Source organism: Streptomyces sp. R11, from assembly GCF_041051905.1.
GTDB lineage: Bacteria > Actinomycetota > Actinomycetes > Streptomycetales > Streptomycetaceae > Streptomyces.
In genome coordinates, this window is the sequence record NZ_CP163432.1 from 9,364,183 (window position 1) to 9,383,182 (window position 19,000).

11 protein-coding genes are annotated in these 19,000 nt (G+C 65.1%); 8 read left to right on the top strand and 3 right to left on the bottom strand.

The annotated features are described in order from the left end of the window. Positions 1–200: 200 nt before the first annotated feature. Positions 201–1,363, bottom strand: a protein-coding gene (locus tag AB5J55_RS43325) for an IS3 family transposase (protein ID WP_369275855.1) whose coding sequence is annotated in 2 segments (ribosomal slippage) — positions 201–1,076 and positions 1,079–1,363 — 1,161 coding nt in all. Because the reading frame shifts where the segments join, the coding sequence is not laid out codon by codon here. A 241-nt stretch (positions 1,364–1,604) separates the two neighbouring features. On the opposite strand from AB5J55_RS43325, the gene AB5J55_RS43330 reads away from it, so the two are divergent. From AB5J55_RS43330 to AB5J55_RS43365, 8 genes are all read left to right on the top strand, one after another. Beyond that, positions 1,605–2,210 (top strand): RICIN domain-containing protein, encoded by a 606-nt coding sequence (locus AB5J55_RS43330; protein WP_369275856.1) that lies wholly within the window; start codon positions 1,605–1,607, stop codon positions 2,208–2,210. A 1,744-nt stretch (positions 2,211–3,954) separates the two neighbouring features. Beyond that, positions 3,955–5,214 (top strand): MFS transporter, encoded by a 1,260-nt coding sequence (locus tag AB5J55_RS43335; RefSeq protein ID WP_369275857.1) that lies wholly within the window; start codon positions 3,955–3,957, stop codon positions 5,212–5,214. 411 nt (positions 5,215–5,625) lie between these two features. Beyond that, entirely contained in the window at positions 5,626–8,121 is a 2,496-nt protein-coding gene (locus tag AB5J55_RS43340) for a hypothetical protein (protein ID WP_369275858.1), read from the top strand. Between the two features lie 53 nt (positions 8,122–8,174). Next, entirely contained in the window at positions 8,175–8,414 is a 240-nt protein-coding gene (locus AB5J55_RS43345; RefSeq protein WP_369275859.1) for an acyl carrier protein, read from the top strand. 11 nt (positions 8,415–8,425) lie between these two features. Next, positions 8,426–9,667 (top strand): beta-ketoacyl synthase, encoded by a 1,242-nt coding sequence (locus AB5J55_RS43350; RefSeq protein ID WP_369275860.1) that lies wholly within the window; start codon positions 8,426–8,428, stop codon positions 9,665–9,667. An 18-nt stretch (positions 9,668–9,685) separates the two neighbouring features. Next, on the top strand, positions 9,686–10,765 hold the full coding sequence (locus tag AB5J55_RS43355; protein ID WP_369275861.1) for a type III polyketide synthase: 1,080 nt from the start codon (positions 9,686–9,688) through the stop codon (positions 10,763–10,765). A 1,494-nt stretch (positions 10,766–12,259) separates the two neighbouring features. Next, positions 12,260–14,236 (top strand): SpoIIE family protein phosphatase, encoded by a 1,977-nt coding sequence (locus AB5J55_RS43360; RefSeq protein WP_369275862.1) that lies wholly within the window; start codon positions 12,260–12,262, stop codon positions 14,234–14,236. A 227-nt stretch (positions 14,237–14,463) separates the two neighbouring features. Next, a complete protein-coding gene (locus AB5J55_RS43365; protein ID WP_369275863.1) occupies positions 14,464–15,078 on the top strand; it encodes an RICIN domain-containing protein in 615 nt (204 codons plus the stop codon). A 1,428-nt stretch (positions 15,079–16,506) separates the two neighbouring features. On the opposite strand, the gene AB5J55_RS43370 is transcribed toward AB5J55_RS43365, so the two are convergent. Together AB5J55_RS43370 and AB5J55_RS43375 are read right to left on the bottom strand one after the other, a co-directional pair. Next, complete coding sequence (locus tag AB5J55_RS43370; RefSeq protein ID WP_369275864.1) at positions 16,507–17,583, bottom strand: tetratricopeptide repeat protein; 1,077 nt, start codon at positions 17,581–17,583, stop codon at positions 16,507–16,509. A 14-nt stretch (positions 17,584–17,597) separates the two neighbouring features. Then, positions 17,598–18,908 carry an MFS transporter gene (locus tag AB5J55_RS43375; protein ID WP_369275865.1) on the bottom strand — a complete coding sequence of 437 codons (1,311 nt, stop codon included), beginning with the start codon at positions 18,906–18,908 and terminating at the stop codon, positions 17,598–17,600. Between the last annotated feature and the right edge of the window lie 92 nt (positions 18,909–19,000).

The following is a 19,000-nucleotide window of genomic DNA, read 5'->3' on the forward strand; positions in this document are numbered from 1 at the left end:
GGGCCATGGCGCAAGTGCACCGCAGCTGGTTCAGCATCTCCCAATACTCCTTGGTCGCGTCTTTGGGCGCACGTCACCCTTGCCGTAAGGCCGCGGCGGGCTTGCGGGTCATTGAACAGGCCAGCCAGTGCCCTGTGTGACTGAGGCTGTAGTACGCCTTGGTCGGCGGGGTCTGCTGCAGCGTTGGGTGACAGGTTCGATCACGCGGCCTGGAGGACCGGTGTGGTCATGACGGTTTCGAATTCGACGGGGGTCAGCCGGCCGAGCGAGGTTTGTCGGCGGCGTCGGTGGTAGGTCCTCTCGATCCAGGTCACGATCGCGATCCGCAGTTCCTGGCGGGTGGCCCACGATCGGCGGTCGAGGACGTTCTTCTGCAGCAGGCTGAAGAAGGACTCCATGGCCGCGTTGTCGCCTGCCGCCCCGACTCTTCCTATCGAACCGGCCATCCCGTGGCCGTCGAGCGTCCGGACGAATTTCCGTGACCGGAACTGCGACCCGCGATCGGTGTGCAGAATGCACCCGGCGACGTTCTCGCGCCGGGCGACGGCATTGTTCAGGGCGGTCACCGCGAGGCGGGACTTCATCCGCGCGTCGATGGAGTAGCCGACGATCCTCTTGCTGAAGACGTCCTTGATCGCACAGAGATACAACTTTCCTTCGCCGGTGGCGTGTTCGGTGATGTCGGCGAGCCACAGGCGGTTCGGGCCATCCGTGGTGAAGTCACGGCGGACCAGGTCGTCGTGCACCGGCGGACCGGCCTTTTTGGTCCTGCCGCGCCTTTTCCCGAACACGCTCCACCAGCGGTTGTCCCGGCAGATCCGCCACGCGGTCCGGTCGGCCATGGCCGATCCCGCGTCGCGGGCTTCATCGGCCAGGAATCGGTAGCCGAACTCCGGATCCTCACGGTGGGCGTCGAACAACGCGTTCGCGCGGTAGGCCTCCTCCCACGCGGCATCGGTCACCGGCCGGTCGAGCCAGCGGTAGTAGGGCTGTCTGGCGAGCTTGAGAACCCGGCACGTGACCGTGACGGGGACCCCGCCGGCGGCCAGCTCCTTCACGAGCGGGTAGATCCTTTTCCCGGCAGATTCGCCTGCGACAGGTAAGCCGCGGCCCGGCGCAAGACCTCGTTCTCCTGCTCCAGCAGCTTGATCCGCTGACGCGCGGCCCGCAGTTCCACGTTCTCCTGGCTGCTCGTTCCGGGTTGCACCCCGTCGTCGATGTCCGCGCGGCGCATCCACTTCGACAGCGTCACCGCGTGGACGCCGAAGTCGGCGGCCACCTGCTCGAGCGTCACGCCCGGGCCGCGATTCCTCGCGACCCGCACGACGTCCTCGCGGAACTCTTCGGGATACGGCTTCGGCACAGCGACATCCTTCCCACCCGCCCTACAGGGCAAGCCAGTTCAGATGTCACCCGATCGTGCAGCAGACCCGCATCGTTATCGCGGCTTGCGATCTGGCTGTGCACTGTCGGCGCGCCTTGTCCGGGTACGTGGGCTGCGATCCGGTGGCAGTGATTGCGCGTACTGGTTGTTGCAAAGGCCCGTTGCCCCGCCGCTGGGGGAGGTACTGGCCAGCTCACACTCTCGGGAATGGATCAATGATATGGGACGGTTCACCATGCGGCTGGCGGTGGGGATGACGGTTGCTGCAGCCACCGCCGTTGCCGGCTCGCTCTCAGGGGTCACCGCGTCTCACGTGCACGCGGCGACGTTTTTCAATCACATCAAGGCGCAGCATTCCGGCAAGGTGCTGTCGGCTACCCCTGTTGCTGGTGGCGCCGTCCGTGAGGGCAACCCGGTAGTGCAGGCGACGCCGCGGTCTTTCGACCTCAGGCAGCAGTGGGTGGCTGAGGGGAAGGGGTTCGCGCAAGGCGGGACGGTATTTGCGTACAAGCTCCGCCAGAAGATCCTCTCCAACAGCGGTGCGGTCGTGAACGGATGTCTGGATGCCCCCAACGACCAGTTCGCGCAGGCAGAGAACTCGAACCTGGTAGTGCGCCCGTGCGACGGCACAGCGAGTCAGAAGTGGATTCGATTCACCGGAGAGGACCCCGGTTCCGGCTTCGTTCGGACCAAGAACTCCTTCAACGGGAAGCACATGTCGATTCTGAACCAGTCAAAGCTCGAGGGCGCCAACCTTGTTCAGTCCACGCTCTCCATCGGCACCAACAGCAAGTTCTCCGTGGTCGGCGTGGACTTTGTCGACTAGGACACGGCACTCCAAGGCTGGCTCTCAACTCGCTGACCAGCACGTTCAGTTGCTCCAGGGATGCCAGCCCGGACAGCTACGGGTTCGCCGCCGTTCGGCGATCCGGGCCGGCCCTGAGCAGGTCGCTTCCCTTCACCGCGCATAGAGCGCCGTCCCCATACGGTCCCCTTCGCGGACCGTATGGGCAGGCAGAGACGCAGCATGATCACGCTGCCAGGGCGACAACCACCCCCCGCGCCGGCCGACACCGTGCGGCCGTCGGCCCATCGCTACTTGCGAGCGCACTTCGCGATCAAAGCTCAAGGCAGCAGGCCTCGTCCTATTCCACGTTCACTACCGGCACCAACTGCATGTTCCCCGTGGCGGCAGACTGCACTCCCTGAGACATCACACTCCGCGGCCGGACTGCGGCCGAGCTGATCGCATGAGGCAACTGGCGAGACCACGGCTGATGCCAGAGCTGGCTGCGGTTCGCGGTGGCCTGGGCCGCGAGCTGCGGGGACAGGCGGAAGCGAATGGTATGCCGAGCCAGATCATCAGCTTGAGCCAGCCATCGAATGGCCGATGATGCCTGCACCTGCGGGATCGCGGTGAGCTTCCCACCGCGAGTCCGGCCAGTCGCTCGACTGTCCACGCAGCGACAGACCACAATCCATTCACACTCCTAGAAGGAGCCGGCGTGTCCTGCAAAGCCCAGTTCATTGGGGCTCTGACCATCGCTGTCCTCATTGCTGTCCTGGCGATTGCAGCTGGGTTTGCTTGGGGTGTGCGCGCCTTGTGGACCTTCGCGGTCCTGGCGCTAGGAGCGGGGGCAGTCTTGGTGCACGCTGGGACTCGGGGCTATCGCTAGGGACGACGGCCTCGGTATGCGTGGCACTTTGTACATGTTCTTGCGCATGTGGGCTCCGGTGGTTGGGGCAGGCCTGCCGACAGGAGGCGTGTCCGGTCGGCTGGCAACCCTCGAGGAATCGGCTCGCGGCGACCGCGGACGGTTTTCCGTGGTGTCAGCCCTGGCACAAGGGCAACGACCAGCACGTGCAGACGGTTCACACCTGAGCGCGCTGGCGCACCCGTTCATGGCGTCGGTCAATTAGGAGCCGCAGGACCGTGGCGTCGTCCTGTGCCAGAGGTGCCTGCAGGCTAGAGCGTGCATGGCAGCCGTGGCTATCGCATGGGCGTGGGGCGGGATCGGTCTTGCCCGGGCGCCCGCTGGCGAGCAGGCGCACCCGGGTGGACAGTTTGGCCGGCACATCCACAACTGCTCGTGACACTGCAGAAGCCGCTGGTCCAGATCCCGGCCATTCCAAGGGCGTTCTCGACCGCCCCCTGGTGCAACGGCCACCGGCCAGCCCAACACGTTGCCCCAAGCAGCGGCGCGGGCCCGGCGATACGCACCGACAAACTCGCCATCGACTACCAAGCCGCACTCCACCTCGCAGCCATCCTCATCTGGGCCCGCAGATGACCAACAAGACAGAACCTACAGGGCCGGCGTCTTCTCCGATCCGAGGTGAGCAGGCCAGTCGTACCGTCTTCCGTATGCCGGGCTCCTCTCGCAATGAGACACCGGGGCCACGAGACCGTGCTGGCTGCGAGGCGGCCTTGACGGCGAAGGCATGCAGGTTCTCACCCCCTAGACCAGCCCTCTGCTTCGGTCTGGGCGGAATCAGGCCTATGGATAGGTAGGTTCATGTCGCGGTTTCCATGGCTGCTACCGCCGGGACGAGTAGCGCGGATTCTCGGCGTGGCCTCGTTCGTCTACGGTGCGGGGTTCGGCAGTTTCGCCGCCATTAGCGCGATCTTCCTCACTCAATCTGTCGGACTCGACTTGGCGGAGGTCGGTACGGGCACTGCGCTCGCGGGGATGCTCGCCGTTGTCGCATCGGTGCTATCGGGCCGCCTCGCGGACCGGGTAGGCGCGCGTAACCTGCTTGTTGTCCTGTCAGCTGCGCAGGGGGTGCTCTTCGCTAGCTACAGCGTTGTGTACAACTTCGCCTCTTTCCTGGCCGCGGCCTGCGCGCTGGCAGCAGCTGACCAGGGCGCGCGAGTGGCACGTAACACCGTCATCGCCGATATGGCCCCCGGTCGAAGCCGGGTCGAACTCAAGGCGTTCCTGCGGTCAGCGACAAAGCTTGGCACGTCAGTGGGAACCCTCATTGCTGCGGTTCCGCTTTACCTGGACACCCGGGGCGCCTACGTTGCCGTCATCTTCTGCAGCTCAGGTGCGGCCTTGTTTACCGTCGCGCTGACCAAACAGCTGCCGCGGTCGTCGACCTCGCCGGCTCCTGCCACCTCAGTGGTGCTCCCTGGCTGGGCTGCGCTGCGGGATGCGCCGTACATGTCAGTCGCTGTGTTGTGTGGGCTGCTGGCGATGTATCGCAGCCTGTTGACGATCGCGTTGCCGCTGTGGGTGCTCGCTCACCTCGACGTCTCTGCCGCCTGGCTCGCAGCCTTGCTCACATGCAACACCATCCTGGGGATCGCGCTGCAGAGCAGAGTCGGCAAGCGTGCTGACACCGCCGAGTCCGCACGCCGAGCCGCTCGGCTCGGCGCGTGCCTCGTCCTCCCGGCGTGCGCGATGTTCGCCTTGTCTGCCGCCGTACCTCTCACACTGGCCCTGATGCTGCTGTGCCTGGGAGTAGTTGCTTTGACCCTCGGGGAGTTGCTGACTTCGGCGGCCGCCTGGGCGTTGAGTTTCGAACTCGCCGACAGCAGGGTCTCCGGGCAGTACCAGGGGGCGTTCGCCCTCGGCATGTCAGTGGAGACCGTCGTGGGACCGTTGCTGGCCACTGGGGTTGTCCTCGGCTTCGGCGGCGCGGGCTGGCTCCTGGCAGGCCTGCTGTCAGCCCTGTTCGGCTCCGCGCTGGCCGCCGCCACGCGTTGGGCGCTGCACACCCGCTCTGCAGTCCCGGCTGCCGAAGCATCCTTGCCCAGTGCCGTCGCCGTGCCCACGGCGCCGGGCAACGGGCCTCTTCATCCGGCTCGTCCGACTCCGTGTCCCTGAGAGGGCCAGCGCCGAGCTGAAGCGATGGAGAGTGTTTTATGTACCACGCGTCAGTGCGAACCGCATCACCGCGTAATCCACGCCCTCCTGCACGGGCGCACGCGAGTCTTCAGCGGGGAGGCAAACCGGGACGCTCACGGTGGGCTCGGGGACTGGCTGAAAGAGCAGTGATCAGGTCAGGGGGAGCGGAAGGGGAGACGCTGGCGAGTCCCGTACGTAGCGGCGTCACCCGTACAAAAACGACTGATCCGGGCAGGTCGCACCTCGCGTATTGCCTCAAGAGCGCTGCCGGGACCTGCTCACGGTCGTGAGCTCGTCCGTCGAGAGCTACACCGCACGGGCCGACGTGCCGTCAGAACGCGATCGGCACACGACGGGCCTGCCGACGGAGCGCCACAAGAGTGGAGAGCAATGAAGGTGACGTGCAGCGCGAGCAATTCCATCAGCCTGATAGTGGTGGCCATAGGGAAGGACCGCCGCTTTCACCAGGCCGTCCATGCAGCGCTCAGCGACGTGGACGGCGGATGCGTGAGTGTCGCCGCGGATGCGTCCACTCCGGTAACGGCCCCTCAAGGCCAGGAGCCCAGGCCTGAGGCGTACAGCAAGGCACTCCGGCGCGCCCGCCGTTACCTGAACCGTGTGCAGCCCCGCCCCTCGGTCAGGCTCGTCCTGGCCGGCACGATCGAAGAGGCTTGCTCCGTCATCGCATCACCGGACGCGTCCCAAGGACCCCGCGTCCTGGCACTCTTGCTGCTGGACGCACGGAACAAAGTGCGCGAGAGCGCCGCCCCCGGTTACATCGACGAACTGAGCGGGACTCTGACCCGTCGGCTAGCCTCGGATCCGTTGCTGGATGCATCACACTGCGTTCCGGTCGCCTACCACACCGCGACCCGGCCTCGAATCGACGTCGCCGGCAGGCATGTTGTGAGGACGTTCCCTGAACACGAATGGGTGCTGTCTGCGGACATCGTCTGCCAGTACGTCGATTTCGTGCAGCGTTGGGCCGGTAGCCCCCCCGGAGGCTCACCCGTCCGCCGGCCGACGGCCATCGCCGCAAGAATCGCCCAGTTCCTAGACGCACAGGCCGGAAGCATGTGGGGGCTGCACTACTACACCGGATCCGTGGTCTCCGGTGTGATCGAAGACCTCGAGGCCCATGCCGGAGAAGGGGGAAATCCGGTTCTTCGTGGCCCGAGCGAGCACGCTCTGGCATGCGGTGCTCTCGCACGCTGGCAGCTGGACCATGCGCCCTTCGTGATCGTGGTCACGAGCGGGATGCTCGATGAGTTCCGTGGAACACTGGCGAACCTGCGCGAATCAAGAGCTCGAGGGTTCATCCTCTGTGCCGACGCCCCCGCTGGGAAATGGTTCCCGTTTCAAGGTGCGATTCACGGTGCCGAGGACGTGCGAAAAGTCCTCGAGGCCCGCCAGATCCCCTTCGTCTACCTCCAACAACCAGCACAGATGGAACGCGGCCTGGAGGAAGCAGCCTCGCTCTATACGTCCAACGCCGGCCCCGTGGTCATCGTGGCGACTCCTGCTGTGCTGGATTGCACCAAACCCCCGGCCACTTCCGTACTTCAGCAGCCAGCCCCGCCTGAGGAGCGGACAGCGGATCATGCCCCTGCACGAGTCGCAGTCCTCCGGGAGGACTGGATCGAAAAGGTGCGCGACGTCATCAACACTGAGCCGGCCGACCTGCTGTGGCAGTGCGGGCATCTGGATCAGGTGGAAGGCGGCCTCGTCCATGACATAGCCAGGTGCGCCGGAATCGCTCTTGCGGACTCGGCGATCCGCCCCGGCGGCGTCTCCCGGTACAGACACGGGAAGGCGGTCCCTGAATACATGGGAACGCTGGGCCTGTACGGGTGCTCCAGCAGGGTTCATGATTTCCTTCACCGGCCTGACGGAAGTATCAGGCCTCGTCATGAGCAGTGGCTCTTCTTTCTGAAGAGCAGAATCTGTGAAGCGGCAACACCATTCTCGGAGCGCACCCTGCGGAACTCGTTCCAGATCGCGCAGATCACACGGGAAGCGGCTCATTCAGCACCCTTCGCCGACATTGCTGTCGTTTCAGATCTTGCTCCTTTTCTCCGTGCGGTAAGAGAGGGTATCGAGGTCACGCCGGATATCCTCGCACGCCGCCGCACATCGATGGAATCGACACAGGACAGTCCCTCGGATGTGGTCAGCGGCATACCCATTCTTCCCATGAGCCCCAACTACTTCTTCCGGCAGTTGAACCGCCTCCTCGAGGACATGATCAACCGCGACGGGTATACATATACCGGCGTCTATGACGTAGGCAGGGGAGGGGCGTCAGCCATTCGGAATCTTGTCCGGACGGGCCCGGGGTTCTCGGGCTTCTACGGAAAGGCGCTCATGGGAGACGCCGCCCAGGCGATCCCGGCACTGGCCTTCAGCGGAGAACGCAATATTCTCGCATTCATCGGTGATGCTGCGGCCGCACTCGTCCCGGACATCGTGCCTACGCTGGTCCAGCAGGCCCATGTCGAAGGGCGCCGGCTGGCCGGCAACGTCAGCATATTCCGGCTCTGCAACGGCGGCCACTCAATGATCAGGTCGTACTGGGAAGGGCACCGGATGCAACGGGAGAGCGCGCAGACCAGAACCCTCAACTTCATTGGGGAAGACTGGTGTGAAACCTTCTCGTCCGTGAAAGTGAGCCATCGTCACGTGAGTCACCTCGACGAGAATTCCCTGCGGGCCCAGCTCCTCGATAGAGCGGCAATCAATCTGTATTCTGTCTCACTTTCGCACAACAATGAGGGTGACGGGCTGGGCCTTGCTTCGTCCCTTGGCTGGCAGCGGGACAACCTTTCCAGAATCACCCTCGCCATGGCCCGCCGCCGGAATCACCTCGCGAGACCGACTGGCAACTGAACCCCCGCAGCCTGCAGAAGCATCCGTCCCCATCATTGGCGTAAGGATCAGCCATGACTGAAGAAACGTTCACAAAAGTGTCCAGAATACTCACAGAGGTAGTCGGGGTTGAACCGGAGCTCGTCCTTCCTGAAGCGGACCTGCGTGATGATCTCGCACTCGATTCACTTTCTATGCTGCAGCTGCTCACCTCACTTGAGGAGGAATTCGAGCGAGTCGTCGAGGACAGCGAGTTCAACGATCTGAGAACGGTGAATTCCGTGGTTTCGTACATCGACAAGACCCTGCTCTAGGCGGCTGCAGCATGGATGACGACCGGAGAATTCTTGTCACCGGACTCGGCCCAGTAACTCCGATCGGCACCGGGGCGCAAGAATTCCGCAAGGCCCAGCACGACTGCGCACGTGGCGTGCGGACCATCACACAGTTCGACGCGAGCACATTGGAGAGCCGGATCGCAGGGGAGATCGACCTGCCCGCGGATCTCACACTGCCGCGGCGCGACACGGTCAGCACCGATCGCTGCACTCAGCTGCTCGCAGCCGCTGCCCGGCTTGCCGTACTCGATGCAGGTCTGGAACTCGCCGGCGAAGACCCCGAGCGCGTGGGCATCGCAGTCGGGACCGGGCTGGGAGGAATCCGCAGCTGGGAGGAAGTGATCACCACGGCCTACTGCGGACGCGGACCGGCCTTGATCAGCCCGCGTTCCATCCCCAAGTCCATGGCCAACCACGCAGCCGCCTGGCTTTCGATCCACTACGGCATCACCGGTCCCGCAACGACGGCGGTCACAGCCTGCGCATCGGGCAGTGAGGCACTGGTCACCGCCTACCAGATGATCGCCTCCGGGGAGGTGGACGTCGTACTGGCCGGCGGTGCCGACGCACCGGTGACCCCCACCTCGGTCGGCGGTTTCTCCAGAATGCGGACCCTGTCGCAGAGAAACGAAGACCCACCGGGGGCCAGCCGGCCCTTTAGTGCCGACCGGGACGGATTCGTCATCGCCGAAGGCGCAGGAGTGCTGATCCTGGAAACGGCGACACATGCGCGCGCACGAGACGCTCGGGCCTACGCGCAGTTCGCCGGATACGGCCGGACCTCCGACGCCCATCACGTGACCACACCACAGGGGGATGGGGCACGGCGGGCGATGCGGACCGCCATGAACCACGCCCGGCTCAACCCCCAGGACGTCGACTACATCAACGCGCACGGCACCGCTACCCGCCTCAACGACGCCGCAGAGGCAGCGGCCATCCACGCAGCACTGGGCGTTGACGCCAAACGAATCGCAGTATCGTCCACAAAATCGCTGATGGGCCACTCCATGGGTGCCAGCGGCGCCATCGAAGCGATCGCTTCCGTCCAGGCGATCGCCGAGCAGACTGCACCCCCTACGGCCAACCTCGACGCCCCAGACCCGTCGATGAACCTGGACTTCCTGCCCTGGGCGGCGAAGGAGATGAAGATCCGGGCTGCGCTCTCAAACTCCTTCGCCTTCGGAGGGCACAACGTCGTGCTTGCCTTCACACGCCCAAGTCTGTGACCTAGGAAGGCAGTTTCGATGACAACCGCACTCAGCAATCCGGTCGTGGCAGGCACCTGTATCACCTTCCCGCGCAACCGCTACGCCCACGACGAGCTGACCGCGACTCTTGCCGCAGACAGCGGACTGTCACCGGCTTCCGTGCGGCGAGTAGTGAAATTCCACCAAGCGTTCGGCATCGCAACGCGCCACCTTGCCCTGCCTGTTGAACAGTACAAGCACGTCTCGAGCCTTACCCGCGCCAACGACCTCTTCCTCGAGATCGGTGTCGAACTCGCCGAGGAAGCACTGATGACGGCGCTCAGCAAGGCCGGCGTCGCAGCGAACGAAGTCGATCTTGTCGTGACGACCAGTAGCACCGGCCTGGCGGTCCCGCCACTCGACGCCCGACTGGCTCGCCGGGTGGGATTCCGTTCCGACATCAAGAGGATGCCCCTCTTCGGACTGGGCTGCACCGGCGCAGGCACCGGCATCGGCCGACTGTACGACTACCTGCGCGCGTGGCCGGACCACGTCGCTGTCCTGCTCACCGTTGAGCTCAACTCGTTGACCAAGCGGCCTGACCGTAGCTCGGTCGCCGACCTTGTCATCGCGTCCCTCTTCGGAGACGCCGTGGGCGCGGTCGTCGCATGCGGGGCGGCGCGGTCCAATACTGCACCCCTGACCGGACCGCGTCTGATCGCAGCCTCCAGCCGCCTCTATCCCGAGGCCGCCCACCTGTCCGGAGCGCGCATCGGCAGCGACGGATTCGAGCTCACCCTCTCCGATCAACTACCCGCCCTCGTCGAAGAAAACATCGGAGACGCCGTCGGTTCCTTTCTCGCCAGCCACCAACTGCTGATCCCTGATGTCGCCACATGGGTCTGCAATTCGGCCCACCCCGACGTGATGGACGCCGTCGAGCGAGCCCTGGGCCTCCCGGCTGCAGCCCTGCTCCATTCCAGGGAGTCTTTGGCCGCAGCCGGAAGTATCACGGCAGCAGGGGTCATCGACATCCTCCAGCGCACCACGCACTCGACCACACCAAGCAACGCGCCGGGGCTCCTCCTGTCAACAGGCCCAGGGTTCAGCTGCGACATGGTCCTCTTCCGCTACTAGCTCCGGAAAATGAACCAGGCGTTGGACAGCAGATCCGGCGTGCGCAGCAGTGTCTGATGACGCGCAACACGGCCACCAGGACAGAGAAACGGATGGCCCTGCGCACTGGGTACAGCCGCCGGGCGAGTTGCTCCTGGCCGCGGGTCTCCCCGGCGCGGCGCTAAGCCAACGTTATGGGGCAGCTCCGCTGGTGGGTGCCCGCGGCGTCCAGACCAGCATGCCGCTAGATGTCGGCCTCAGGGCCTGGCCCGGACGTACTGTGCTGTTGCGGCAGCGGGCGGGGGGAGGCAGCCTCCGTCACCGTCCGCATCGAGGAGTGGTTGATCCGGTCTTCGCGGCACCCGAGGTTGCGTGCCTGCGGTGCATCTACGCTTGTCAGCGCGGATGCGAAGGCTGTCAGCATCCGACTGGCGAGAGCGGGGCTCGCCGCAGCTAGATAGTCCTCCAGCAATTCCGAGAACACACTGCGCGAAGTGGCCATTTGACGTCCTCTCTCGACCGATCCCGACACGTTGTGCAGGACAGGGCGGGCGCCTGGGAGGGAAGGTGTCTGTGTTGTCAGGACCGCGGCTGCGTCCTTACTTGGTTCCTTGCATCAGTTCGGTCCAGCCGTGCCGGGCTCCTGTTGTGCTCGTCAGCGCAGGGCGCCGGTTTCTTACACGATGCAGGCACTTTGACCCTCTGCAGTGCAGTACGAGTCCTGTGCTGGCAGCGGTTTCGCATCGATTCCATATTCTGGCGCAAGTCGCTTGCTGGCAGCAGGACAGGTCGGCCACAGCCCACAGCCCCGCAGGTGCACTCCCTGGGTGGCTTCGGGTGCCACGCGCGTGCTGCTGGACGGGCCGAAGCCGGTGGGAGGCCGCTCACGGGTGCGGTGCATTGGGCGGCAGGCGGGAACCCCGGGCAGCGGGCTGGAGGTGGCCCTGCAGGGTCGGCGGCACGCACAGCACGCCTGGCGATTGCGTGGGACCGACGACCCCGTCTGCACCTGTTTCCGCTCGTCGACGCCGCCGTCAGCCTCCCAGGGGCAAGATGTCACACGCGGCGTGGCAGGCGGCCGTGCACAGGACTCGGCATACGCTGAGCAGCAGGCCTCTGTCGGCGTCATGGCCGATGGCTGGGCCGCACGGTCCGATCGTTGTGGTCAGCCGTGGCCCGGCGATCTGCCGGCCGCCCTGCTCTGAAGCACTCACCTGGGCACAAGGGGCGGCTGCCCGGGGGCGCGAAACATATGCGGCTGGGAGCTGGCAAGCGGCCTGGAGCACGCTGGACTGTCGCTGGCGGGATTTCGACAGGTCGAGGGCATGTCCAGCGTGGCCGGGGCCGCAAACCGCAACCGGCAGTCCTTGCATTCTGCGGGGTGTATCGCACGGAGACGGGGCACGACGAACCCGCTACCGGCTGCAGACCAGGAGGACCATTCCAGCTGTTTGCGGCAATCACAGCTCAGGAGCAAATATGAGTAGCGGGGATCAGTGACGATGGACTGATGCGATGAACACATGGGACGAGGCAGGCGGAGCAGCTCTGCACAATCCTTTGGACATCACCAGAGCAGCCACGATGATCATCGATGGCCGTGGCGTGGTGAGCGGTTGGAGTTCAGCCGCTCAGGAGCTGCTGGGCTACCCGCCGGACGAGGTGATCGGGAAACACGCTAACGCTCTGCTAGCGCGGACGCATGTGACGCACGCACAGCCCCTGCGCTGCGGGCCGGAGCCCCGTCTGCGCAGCGAGGCGTTCGACGTGCGGCACCGAGACGGCCGCATGCTGCGCATGGCGGCCACCATGTGCCCGCTCACCCACCATGCGGGGTTGGAGTCGGCGACCCTTGTCATCGCCGCCGAGCTGGAAGCGCTGCAAGGCTGGGATACCCACCAGGCGATGCTGGCCGACCTGGTGACCCGGTCCCCGATCCAGCTGGCGATCTACGACAACAGCTTGCACTTGACCTGGGCAAATATGGCGGCGGGCTTGGAGCTCGGTGCCCCGCTCTCGCACTTCGCCGACCAGCGAGTCGACGAGATCTACCCAGAGGGCGAGGTGATCTCCAAGGGGCATCCCGCGACGCTCGAAGAAGCCATGCAGCAGGTGCTGCGCACTGGGGTGCCCATCGTCGACCTGCGCTATCGCGCCCGAATGCCGTCCGACCCGGAGCATGTATACGTCTGGTCTTGCTCGTACTACCGACTCACCGGTGCGCGTGGCGAGCCGCTCGGCGTATGCGAGGAGGCCGTCGATATCACCGAGCGTTACCGTGCACAGCAACGTCTGGCATTGCTGGTCCGGGCCGGGGCCCAGCTCGGGAGGTCTCTGGACATGACACGGATCGGGCATGAGCTCGCCGAAGTATGCATACCTGACTTCGCCGACGCGGTCGCTGTCGATGTTCTGCAGACCGTAATCGAGGGCGAGGAACCGGATGCGGCCAGCCCTCTTGTCCACCTGCAGCCGACTGCCACCGGCGAGCCCTCTGGCAACACAGCCGTCTCCGGGCCAACGGCCGTGCAGAGCATCCCGGACTCCGCAGCAGCGCGCTGCCTGTCCACTTCCCTCCCTGTCATCGATCAGGAGGGGAGTGGAGTCTCACGCGTACACCTCCCGTTGCGCGCTCGTGGCGCCACCATGGGTTTGCTCACTCTCACCCGGGAGGCCCATCAGCAGCCCTTCGACGCAGAAGAGACCATGCTCGCCACGGAGCTGGCCAGGCTCACCGCCGTGTGCATCGACAACGCCCGTATGTACACCGGACAGCGACGGGCGGCCCTGACCCTGCAGCGCAGTCTGACGAATACCCCCCTTCCGACAGTCCCCGGACTGGAACTCGCAGGACGCTACCTGCCGGCCAGCAGCCACATGGTGGGCGGCGACTGGTTCGACGTCATCGGGCTGCCAGGTGGAAGGACCGGCCTCGTCATCGGCGATGTGATGGGCCACGGAGTCCACGCGGCGGCCGTCATGGGTCAACTGCGCACAGCCGTCCGGACCCTGGCACGGCTGGGCATCGCCCCGGCCCAGCTGCTCCGCTCGCTCGACGCCGTTATGGCTGATGCGGGGGAAGACGAGATGGCCACCTGTGTCTACGCCGTCTATGATCCCGCTGCTCACGACTGTGTGATCGCCAGGGCTGGTCACCCGCCGCCCCTGGCAGTCGGCGCCAGGGGAGCGATCACCTTCCTTGACGGCGCCTGCGGCATGCCGCTGGGAGTCGGCGGACAGGACTTCCAGACAGAACATGTGCTACTGCCTCCAGACGGTGTCCTTGTTCTCTACACCGATGGGCTGATCGAGGCCCGGGACCGACAGATCGACCAGGGCATGCATCAGCTTGCCCAGTCACTGCACGAACGCAGCGTCCCGCTGGCCCAACTCTGTGACCGCATCATCGGACGCCTCTTGCCGCACGGCGCCGAGGACGATGTGGCCGTACTCCTGGCCCGGCCACTGCACCCGTCACCCGGGCACCCGTGAAGAGCCACTTGCACGAGCCCGTCCCCGCAGGACAGACGTGGCTGGTTGGCCAGCCTTGATGACACACAGAGCGGTCGGCCTCCAGGTGGCGACCCTTGGCGGTCTCAACGTCCAGACCCTTCTGTCTGACTTGTCCTCGACGAGCTGCAGCCCGAGAACCGGAAGCGCCAAGGCTGCGTATCGCTGGAGGAGAGAAGCCGCATCCCACCTCCGGAAGGACACGTCCTGTGTTTGGTCTTCGCAATCGTCCGGCAGTCGGCGCCGCCGTCGTAGCAGTATCTGCTGCCACCCTCCTTGCCGGCCCCCTCACCTCGAGCGCTTCCGCCGCAACGATCTTCTCGACCATCGTGAGTCAGAAGGCCGGTCTTCAGCTTTCCATCACCTCAAACCAAAACAACGCGGCCCTCACCTTCGCACCTCGGCAGGGGACGGTATCGTGCAACTTCACCTGCTCAGCGCCGGACACACCGCCTGGCCACGCGTGGGCTCAGGTGAAGGTCGCTCCCACCGCCTCCGGCATTTCACTCGTCAACAAGCAGACGGGCGAGTGTGCAGACGTGGAGTTCAGCGCTCAGCAGCCGGGCGCACAAGCGGCAGGCGCCAAGGTCGTTCTCTCCGCATGTGACGGGACACTCAGCCAGCAGTGGAAGTCCAGGATCTTCACCGGCAATCAGCGCTCGTTCCAGAACCTTCTCCCCGGCACGGGCCCCGCTCTTATGCTGACCAACTCGCAGGGACAGGCGATCCTTGAGCCGATTACGGTCAACAACAACCTGTCGCTCGCGGAACGCGAGAAGCACGTCCAGAACTTCGGCACCATCCTGGTCAGCCAGCAGCAGTAGAGGCCGGACATGACTCACCTCGCGTCTATGGGCCGGGTTTGTTCCCGGCCGGACTCCTTCTTCCCGGATCGGCCGCACGCTTGCAACCCTCGTTGGAGCTAAGCACGCTGAGAACTTGCTCGCCGCCTGTCGGCAAACCGGGCTGAGGCCCCTTCTCGTACCGGGCAGCCGCTGTGCTCACCAGGACGACTACCGCAGAACGCCCGACAGGGTATCCCCGCGGGCGAGAGAGCCTCATTTACACAATGGCAAGCCTCAGCCGCCACCCCGGGCCGTGGCACTGGCGCTTGCTTCTGCGGCCGATGGTCGGCAGCGCCACGGCAGGGAGAACCGGCGGCAGGCCCGCACTCGTACAGGCGGGTAAGTCTCATGCTGTTCTGGCCCTGCTTGGGGCACAGTGCGAGCGAGACGACCACCTATGGTCTGACTGAGGGAGCTTCACACCATGTGCAGTAGCGAAATTCTTCTGGATGATGAGGGCAACATCGCCACCAACCACAACCAGGTACTGCTTCCGGCCTGACCGGACATGAAGGGGCTTTGCCATCGCTCAACGCATGTGTCAGTTGTGCGTTCGCATGGTGAGGCCCCCTCTTTCGTGCCGGGCGCCCGGAGCACTACGCCTTAACGCAGCGGCGTGGGGCCGGGAATGCAGACTGTGACAGGTTTTGAGCACCGAGATCGTGGTGATCGAGGCGGGTGTGGGGGAGTCAAGGCCGACCTGTCGTGTGAGGGGCGTACGTCAACAACCAATAGTTGATGCGGATTCGGCCGCAAGCAGCGGTCAGGCAGACCGCCGCCAACACCGACTGTCGCGCTCGTGGATGGCAGACGGAACCACCTCTTGGGGCCTGCAAGAGTAGGGCCCTAGCCATCGATGGCTAGGCGGTGGCCGACGAAGTCGCGGACGTAGCGGACCAGCCCACGCTCCGACGGCTGCCAGCGCTGAAGACAAAGTCCGCCCCCGAGTGATCTCTCCAAGCGCACGCACGTGTCCTGGGGGCGGCCGCAAGGGGTGCACGATCACTTACGCTCGCGGACCTGCTCCACCCTGTACCTAACAGGCGGCCTGTCCGATCAAAACCGGGCTCCCATCGCCGTGCTACTGGACGCAGATCCAGCTCTGCTGCGAAGTGCGGGTGCGCTTGCGGCGGTCACCGTGCCGGCAGGAGATCTCGTGGAGCTGGGCGAGGCCGCTCGCACGAGAGCCCACGCATGGACCCATCGCGCCGCCGGCAGCATGCCGGCTTTCGTGCGGTACTCGAGACAGCCAAGTGCGCGACTCGTGCTTGCAGAGGCACAGCGAGCTGATACCTGTGTCGGATTAGTGCCCCAGGGCGGCGCTGTGCACGGAACGAGTAGAGGGGTCATTCGCCGCATCGCCAGGTCACCACGCTCACGCCATATGGCATGTGGGTCGTCGTTCCTCTAACGGTCGCTGGTGAGGTCAGGCGCCGGGTTCGAGTCGAGTGAAGCCAGCAAGGTGCGAGCGGCGGCGAGGGTGGGATGAGCGGGATCGACCACGCTTTCGAGGATGTCCACGCAATGGATGGCGTGTCGTCGTGCCTGGTGGATGTCGCCCGCTCGCAGCAGCACTTGGGCCAGGTTGCACAGTGTTGTCGCCAGTTCTGGGTGGCGAGGCCCTAGCACTTGCATCTTGATCCGGGCGGCTCTGGCGAACTCGCGGGCGGCTCCGGTGTGATCTCCCGTTGCAGCCTGGGCGGCGGCGAGATTGTGCAATGTCACGGCCACTTCATAGTGATCACGGCCGTAGAGACGCTCATAAGCGGCGAGCACTTCACGCAGTATCTCCTGGGCTTCAGCAACGCGGTGGAGGTCGATGAGGATGGCCGCGTATGCGGCTCGGTCGGCGGCGGTGCTCGGTGAGTGCGGGCCGTCTGCCTGGACTCGGATCGCGATGCCCTGTCTGGCCAGGCGGTCGGCGGTGCGGTGATCGCCGCGCGCATGGGCTAGCCCGGCGAGGTTGTGCAGAACGGCGGCGGCCTCAGTGCTGTCCGGACCGACGTGCGTTTCGACAAGGGTCAGGGCCTTCTGATAGATCTGCGCAGCCTCATCAAAGTGACCTGCATACCTGTGCACCATCCCCAATTCGTTGAGGACGAATGCCGTCTCCGGACTGTCGGGTGAGAGACGCTCTTCTGTAAAGGTGAGCAAGCGGCGCAGCTCGTGTTCAGCATCCCGGTAGCGTCCTGCGGTCCGCAGTGTGCGGCCAAGTGCGAGCGAGACGTGGTACTGCATGTGCAGTGCTCCAGGCCCTGGGTCTGCGGACGCGGCATGCTGTGCCGTGCGTAGCACGGCGACTGCCTCTTCAACCGCCGGTGTCTGCGCGAGCAGTGTCCCCTCAATCAACAGGGCATTCGCCACAACTGCGCTGGGAAGGTGATCGCTTTGAGCTTGGCTTACCGCGAGTCGGGCGTGGTCCAGAGCCTGTGCCGGCTCGCCGGATCGGTGCAAGGCAACGGCCTGGGTGAGAAGTTCTGCCACTGTGGCCATAGTCATCACCGGGCCGGGGTGGAGACGTTGGGATCGTCGTCGCTGATGTCGGAACCAGCCAGGCGTCCCGGGGTGAGGTTGACCGCGGGATTGAGCCGACGTTCCAGAACGTAAATGAGTGGCACAGTCGCTAGACAGACGGAGGTAAGCCCAACGAGCAGGAGTACCGTCTCGCCGTTTCCCAGCGCCGAGGCGGACAGCAGTGGGCCGACCACGAATCCGACGGTGTAGGCCAGGGTATGGGCGCCGTTGTAGCGTCCCCGCAGCCGCTCAGGCGCTATATCGTTGACGAGGGCGGGTAGCGTCGGTGCTAGAAGGACCTCGCCCAGAGCGAAGACTGCCGAGGCGGTCAGCAAAGTCGCCAACACCAATGGGCCTGGTGGGAGCCGGACTGCCAGTATGACGATGCACCAGCACATTGCCCAGAGCACGGCGAGGATCATCGCCACGCGGGTCCGGCGCCTGGATCTCACCATCCGCAGTGCGACCAGCTGAAAGACAACGACACCTATCGTATTCACAGCGAAGATCATCCCCAAGCGGTGAGCGGGGACCCCGGCTTCCACGGCCACGATGGGGATGGCGATGTGGAACTGCGCGAAGCCAGCGGTGACCAACAGTGCTGTGATCAACCACAAAAGGACTAGGACGCCATCTCGTACGACGTGCCTGTATCCCGACTGTCGGTCGCGCAGCGCGGCGCCCTCCTGGGGCCCACGTGTGCTGCCTGCCCCTGACAACGGAGCGCCTAGAGCCACAATCCCTGCGGCGGCGAGGAACGTGACCGCATCCAACAGGTAGAGCAGGGTGAACGTGCCCAGTTGACGAGGGTCCACCAGCAGCGCCGCGATCAGGGCGCCAGTTCCCAGACCCATATTGAGTGTCATGTGGCCAACGGAGAACACACTGGTGCGCTGGTGTGTCTCCACCACGGAAGCAAGAAGCGCGCTCTGAGCAGGCCAGCACACCGAGATTCCCAAGGCCGCGATAGTGGCAGCCGTGAACGCGTGCCATGGCTGACTCACCACCGCCCATCCCGCCGTGCCGAGGGCAGACAGCGCAAGGCCGGCCACGAGCGGTCTTTGTGGGCCGCAACGATCGCTGAGCCATCCGCCCAGTGGGTTACCCACCAGGGAGACCAGGCCGAAAGTAGCGAGCACCGAGCCTGCGACCTCGACGGCAAAGCCGCACACGGTGTGGAGGTAGACCATCAGGAACGGCAACGTCAGACCCGTGCCGACTGCCGAGAGCGCATCGGCACCCAGAATCCTCCACGCTGCGGGAGGCAGCCGAGGAACCAGACTCTGCACCGGCATCCGTAACTCCTTGCTCATCGAGCGGCCGGGAGAGAGGCTTCACCGAAGCCAGCGTGGCCCGGCACTCTCAGGCCGGATGTCCCCGCGAAGGC